The sequence below is a fragment of the Serratia sp. M24T3 genome (genome assembly GCF_000257645.1).
In the GTDB taxonomy this organism is placed as follows: Bacteria; Pseudomonadota; Gammaproteobacteria; order Enterobacterales; family Enterobacteriaceae; genus Rouxiella.
The window spans coordinates 1-5391 of sequence record NZ_AJHJ01000065.1; the positions used below are offsets into that span (position 1 = coordinate 1).

Here is a 5391-nt window from a genome sequence, read left to right on the forward strand (position 1 = left end):
AATGTTTCAGCGCGTTTTTTATTCTAGCGTGCGTGACTTGCAAGACTTTCACGCAATAGGAATTACTTTATCTGCAGGATATCCAGACGTTCAACAACCAAGTCGTCTTCAGCCTGCCAGCCCACCGGCTGCAACGGAATATCTTCACGATCGAACGCCAGGTCACCGCCGTCAACCACTTCGCTACCGTGGTGAATCGCTTTAAAATCAAAGAGTGCAGTATCATTAAGATGAGAAGGCACTACGTTTTGCATCGCGCTGAACATGGTTTCTATGCGACCCGGATAACGTTTATCCCAGTCTTTCAACATGTCACCAATCACCTGACGTTGCAGGTTTGGCTGCGAGCCGCAAAGGTTGCAAGGAATAATTGGGTATTCGCGGGCAATGGCAAAACGCTCAATGTCCTTTTCGCGGCAATAGGCCAGCGGGCGGATAACGATGTGCTTGCCGTCGTCGCTCATCAGCTTAGGTGGCATGCCTTTTAACTTACCGCCGTAAAACATGTTCAGGAACAGCGTTTGCAGGATGTCATCACGATGGTGGCCCAAGGCAATCTTGGTACAGCCCAGCTCGGTCGCCGTGCGGTAAAGAATGCCGCGACGCAAGCGTGAGCACAGTGAGCAAGTTGTTTTGCCTTCAGGGATCTTGTCTTTGACAATCGCGTAGGTATTTTCCTCAACAATCTTGTACTCAACACCTTGCTTTTCAAGATATTCCGGCAAGATATGTGCCGGGAAACCCGGTTGTTTTTGATCAAGATTTACTGCGATCAGCGAGAAATTAACCGGCGCACTTTGCTGCAAATTGCGCAAGATTTCCAGCATGGTATAGCTGTCTTTTCCGCCAGACAGGCAAACCATGATGCGGTCGCCTTCTTCAATCATGCCAAAATCTGCAATGGCTTTACCGACGTCACGACGTAACCGCTTTTGCAGCTTGTTGAGGTTGTACTGATCTTTTTTTGTAGCTTCTTGTTTTTCAAACATTATATCGATACTCGGGATCTAAGGGGGGCACCGGTAGGGCATAAACGCCGAGGGTGCCAGCCGACAAACGCAGCGTGTAGTTAATTGGCGTGTATGTTACGGATTACGCGGGTGAAAGCCAACACGTTTTATAGTGCTTATGGGGGAGAGCATGATAAACACATGCAGAAACCAAAGATATGCTGATATACAGCATTTGACTCTAAGAAAATCAGTATCATATGCCAAATTTCTCGCACACTTGATTACGCAATCTGGCATATGTGATTAAGTTTAATCCGGTAACTTTATAAGGTGAGTCATACTGCGATTAATCTTTAAATAAAGTGAAAGAAGAAAAGGTGCCTGATTTTGTTTGGGTCATTTCGTCTACAGGAATTTCATACACTACAAATTCTCCGGATTTTCTAGCCATGCCCGGTAGCATGTTTCTTTTCATATGCTGACTTTCAGATAGGTCAACTTCTCCATCTGGCATGATGGTAACCTGGCCTTGAGGGCCTCTATAATGCACAAAATTACTTCTTACCAGGTAATTACGGCCATCATCTCCTGTCATCGGTACTTCAACGGCAGAGCTGGTTTCGGTTAGCCTGGATTTTTCAGGATTTTTGTTATCGATTAAATGGCTAATAAGATCTGATTCAAAAGGAGAGTCTTTTGCCTTAATGGAACGAGTTTCTCCTGCAACATATTTTTTATTTAAGCCGAAAGGGTCCATGTAACTAAAGCAAACCTTTTCCCGAGAGGGTAATGGAGTCGATGATGTTGCATGAACAGTGGCGGGTTGTATTAATGCATTGATAATTGTTTTTAAATTGTTGGTGAATTTACAACTTTCTTTGTTTTCTGTCGCTGCGGGTGTTATTTGCGTTAATGAAATACCACCTGTTAAACCGACTGGATACATTAGGATTCTCCCTTGTATTACTGAAAGTTAAATTAACTGGCATCAGTAGATTATCTTAGGGAGGGGTGAAAATCTTGATTGAAGTCTCATCTGTAATAATTGAATGAGTTTATCAACGCCGGCATGTTTCCAATTCTCAGGGGCGACATTTGCGTGATCCGGATTTTTTCCAGCGAATTTGGCTATGACATGATAACTGTCCAACATCCAGATTCTCTTTTTCTCACTTGCTTGCGCTATATCAATAAGATTGAGAGCATAGTCAATTACATTACTCCCCGCTGTTTAAGAGTGCTAATGTACGGGGCTGACTTGATGTGATTATTATTTATCTATTAAGATAAAGGGGTCGCCACGAATCTAACAGTCTTTGCTTTAGATGTCTGGGTAATAATAATGTTAAAGCTGCTTTATTTATCCTGTGTGTTAACCGCAGAAGTCATTCTCAGTACTATTTCTAAAAGATATTACCGTAAGTATTTAAACTATTTTTTTAATTATAAATTTACATTGCCATTTAAACCGAGTAAAACCATTTTCATTCCTCATGGTCATCGATGGGAAATGCTAAGTATTAAATATTTAGGGGCAATGGCTCCTTCCGGTAGAGCTTATCCTTCCACCTATGTTGTCGCCCGTTGCAAAGGCTGTGGTGCCCGCAAGCATAAAGTGTTCTACAACAGCCATTTGAACAAGTCACAGTGCAGGCGCTGGCTATAACCATTTTTTGAATAAAAATACTGATTATCCTAGATAGCTTTACAGACTCACCCATTAAAATCCTTATTTCAATAGTATAGTGTGGTGACTTACTATTTTTAACTGTGGGAGTGGGAATGAAAGGGCGTTTAGTGAAATCGCAAATCTTGATATTAATGCTTGCCTGCGTCACCTGTTGCTCGGCTTATGCCGTCGCGCCTAATCACCCTGCGTTGGCATTTATGCAGGCCAGTGAGTTGGCAAAAGTAAAACAGCAACTGGCTGAAGATAAAGCCGCACAGCCCACTCGGCAGGCATATGAAAATTTGCTGACAGCCGCCAACCGCGACCTTAAGTCGCCTCTTCTCAGTGTTACAGAAAAAGGCATGACACCGCCAAGCGGGAGCAAGCACGATTATCTCAGTCTCAGCGCGTACTGGTGGCCGGACCCAAACAAAGCTGATGGGTTGCCGTGGATCCGTCACGACGGGCAAATTGACCCGGCCAGTAAGAATGACCAAAGTGATGGCGTTCGTTTGGCAACTTTTACCGCCAGAGTTCAGGACCTGACATTGGCCTGGTATTTTTCCGGGCAACAGCGTTACGCCGATAAAGCCGCCGCTATGCTGCGTACCTGGTTCATTGATCCGCAAACCCGTATGAATCCGAATCTGAATTTTGCCCAGGGCATACCGGGTAAGATGGCTGGAAGAAATGCCGGGGTGCTGGATGGGCGTTATTTCTCCATTCGTATTGTGGATTCACTGTTACTGCTGCGTGGAAACCCTGCCTGGACTGCCGCCGACGAACAGAAAATGCATCAATGGATGACTGAGTACCTGAATTGGTTGCAAAACAGTCCTATCGCTATCAAAGAAAGTAAAACCAAAAATAATCATGGTAACTGGTATGCGACACAGGTTGCCGGGATAGCCTGGTATCTCGACAAACCTGAACTCGTCAAAAAAATGGTTGCGCTGACTGAAAGCAAACTCGAGACGCAGTTAATGCCCGACGGAACGCAACCGCTGGAGCTGGCGCGTACCCGTTCTTTCCATTACAGCTATTTCAACTTGCAGGCAGTGAGTCTGTTAGCGGTGTTGGCGCATAAAACTGACGGGACAGATCTTTGGGCATATCAAACGGCTAGAGGGGCCAGTGTACTGAAAGCTCTGGATTTTATGGCCCAGTATACTGACGGCACTAAACCCTGGCCTTACAAGAGTCTGGATAGAAGCGGCATTCGGATGATCCCGCTGCTGTCCTGGGCCGACAGTGGAACCGCTAAGCCGAAATATGAAACATTTATTCGCTCAGCCTCATTTGCTTTACCAAAGGCCTCAAAGGCCGCAGCCGTTGACCACATGAAACCGACTCACGGTGCGATTGTCGAGGCACAAAGAGACACTTGGCTGACTTCATTGCCAGCCTGGGTAAATTAATTGACGTCGATACGCTTAATGCCTTCGACCGACAATATCGCCTCATATAAAGCTTCAATCTTTTGACGAGGCGATAAAACAACATCAATAATCAGGTCACACTTATTTTCATCGTCATCTTTTTGACTGACCTTAATATGCCCGGGGCGGATACGCATTTTTTGCAGCTGGATTAAAACCTGTGGCACACTTTGTGGTTTAAGACGAACTTCAATCAAATGGTGATGACCAATAAAGCGGTTACTTATTTGGCGGAATACTTCAAGCACCAGCAGGGTTAATAGCGTCCCGTAAATACCAATCTGATAAAGACCGCTACCAATCACCAGGCCGATTGCCGCAGTGACCCAAAGACCTGCAGCCGTGGTCAGCCCTTTAACTATCTGCTTCTGAATGATAATGGTCCCTGCGCCAAGAAAACCCATCCCGCTAACTACCTGAGCCGCTACGCGACTGGGGTCGAAACTGACATGAGTCTGGCTAAGAATATCTTCAAAACCGTATTTAGAAACAATCATAAACATGGCACTGCCAATACCGACCAAAATATGAGTACGTAATCCGGCTTCTTTGGCTCGCAGCTGTCTTTCAATACCGATTAATCCACCCAAGATCCCGGCTAAGGCAATTCGCAATAAAAGATCTGTCAGCATAGTTATTTCCTCCTGCTGTTATTATTCCATTCTATGACTGTATTTTATGTGACTTAAGAAGAAAATCGGGTTAATGAATGTCATTTTCATGACCATAATGGATAACAAAGAGAAATAATCTGTATCAAGATATAAATTTTTAAGAAAACTGGCTATTTACTTCTTTACAGGGCTCGACGCTAGCAGAAAAGCTCGGCTATGATGACATTCGTTAATATTATCCAAACAATCATCCAGGAGCAGGGACGATGAGAACAGCGTTACGAATTCTACTGGCTGGCGCTACGCTAGTTTTAGCTGCTTGCAGCAGTCATAAAGAAACAGCAGATGTTCCTCAGCAAGCCAATAGTTTCAATATTGCTCGTAGCCTCAATAACGGTCCTGCTTCAGCGGCCTGTTCAATGGTCGGCGGCAGCCTTCAGCTTACTCGTCAGCTTGATGGCACTTCGGTAGGCATGTGTCAGATGTCGAACGGGCGTCGTTGCGCGCAAGAGGCTGTCATGAATGGCACCTGCTCCTAATTCCTCGTCTCCCTTGACGCCGTGACTGTGTTGGCGACATTCGTTCACCCGAATCACTGACGGGTGTCGGCTCATCGGGCTTCACGCTTTTGCCGCCTTGTCACAACGCCAATGGCTTTGAGGAATGCTGGTTTCCCTTGACGCCGTGACTGTGTTGGCGACATTCGTTCACCCGAG

The 5391-nt window shown here is 45.4% G+C and carries 6 protein-coding genes; 3 read left to right on the forward strand and 3 right to left on the reverse strand.

Annotation, left to right across the window (positions count from 1 at the left end; all coding sequences use genetic code 11):
- Positions 1 to 62: 62 nt before the first annotated feature.
- On the reverse strand, positions 63 to 989 hold the full coding sequence (gene ttcA, locus SPM24T3_RS23775; protein WP_009639400.1) for a tRNA 2-thiocytidine(32) synthetase TtcA: 927 nt from the start codon (positions 987 to 989) through the stop codon (positions 63 to 65).
- Positions 990 to 1299: 310 nt separating this feature from the next.
- Complete coding sequence (locus tag SPM24T3_RS23780) at positions 1300 to 1899, reverse strand: hypothetical protein (RefSeq protein ID WP_157135361.1); 600 nt, start codon at positions 1897 to 1899, stop codon at positions 1300 to 1302.
- 396 nt (positions 1900 to 2295) lie between these two features.
- On the opposite strand from SPM24T3_RS23780, the gene SPM24T3_RS25080 reads away from it, so the two are divergent.
- Both SPM24T3_RS25080 and SPM24T3_RS23785 read left to right on the forward strand, forming a co-directional pair.
- The gene (locus tag SPM24T3_RS25080; RefSeq protein WP_071988482.1) at positions 2296 to 2619 is read left to right on the forward strand and encodes a hypothetical protein; all 324 of its coding nucleotides are present in this window, start codon (positions 2296 to 2298) and stop codon (positions 2617 to 2619) included.
- A 116-nt stretch (positions 2620 to 2735) separates the two neighbouring features.
- Positions 2736 to 4040: an alginate lyase family protein gene (locus SPM24T3_RS23785; protein ID WP_009639403.1), complete on the forward strand. Its 1305-nt coding sequence runs from the start codon at positions 2736 to 2738 to the stop codon at positions 4038 to 4040.
- On the opposite strand, the gene SPM24T3_RS23790 is transcribed toward SPM24T3_RS23785, so the two are convergent.
- On the reverse strand, positions 4037 to 4693 hold the full coding sequence (locus SPM24T3_RS23790) for an MgtC/SapB family protein (protein ID WP_009639404.1): 657 nt from the start codon (positions 4691 to 4693) through the stop codon (positions 4037 to 4039). The two genes, SPM24T3_RS23785 and SPM24T3_RS23790, sit on opposite strands and share 4 nt — an antisense overlap.
- Positions 4694 to 4941: 248 nt before the next feature.
- Here SPM24T3_RS23790 and SPM24T3_RS23795 point away from each other — a divergent pair, with 248 nt between their 5' ends.
- Complete coding sequence (locus SPM24T3_RS23795) at positions 4942 to 5214, forward strand: DUF333 domain-containing protein (protein ID WP_009639405.1); 273 nt, start codon at positions 4942 to 4944, stop codon at positions 5212 to 5214.
- The last annotated feature ends 177 nt before the right edge of the window (positions 5215 to 5391 follow it).

Excerpts from the sequence above, each read along its gene's own strand:
- ttcA (WP_009639400.1), bottom strand. The coding sequence starts at position 989 with ATGTTTGAAAAACAAGAAGCTACAAAAAAAGATCAGTACAACCTCAAC.
- SPM24T3_RS23780 (WP_157135361.1), bottom strand. The coding sequence starts at position 1,899 with ATGTATCCAGTCGGTTTAACAGGTGGTATTTCATTAACGCAAATAACA.
- SPM24T3_RS25080 (WP_071988482.1), top strand. The coding sequence starts at position 2,296 with ATGTTAAAGCTGCTTTATTTATCCTGTGTGTTAACCGCAGAAGTCATT.
- SPM24T3_RS23785 (WP_009639403.1), top strand. The coding sequence starts at position 2,736 with ATGAAAGGGCGTTTAGTGAAATCGCAAATCTTGATATTAATGCTTGCC.
- SPM24T3_RS23790 (WP_009639404.1), bottom strand. The coding sequence starts at position 4,693 with ATGCTGACAGATCTTTTATTGCGAATTGCCTTAGCCGGGATCTTGGGT.
- SPM24T3_RS23795 (WP_009639405.1), top strand. The coding sequence starts at position 4,942 with ATGAGAACAGCGTTACGAATTCTACTGGCTGGCGCTACGCTAGTTTTA.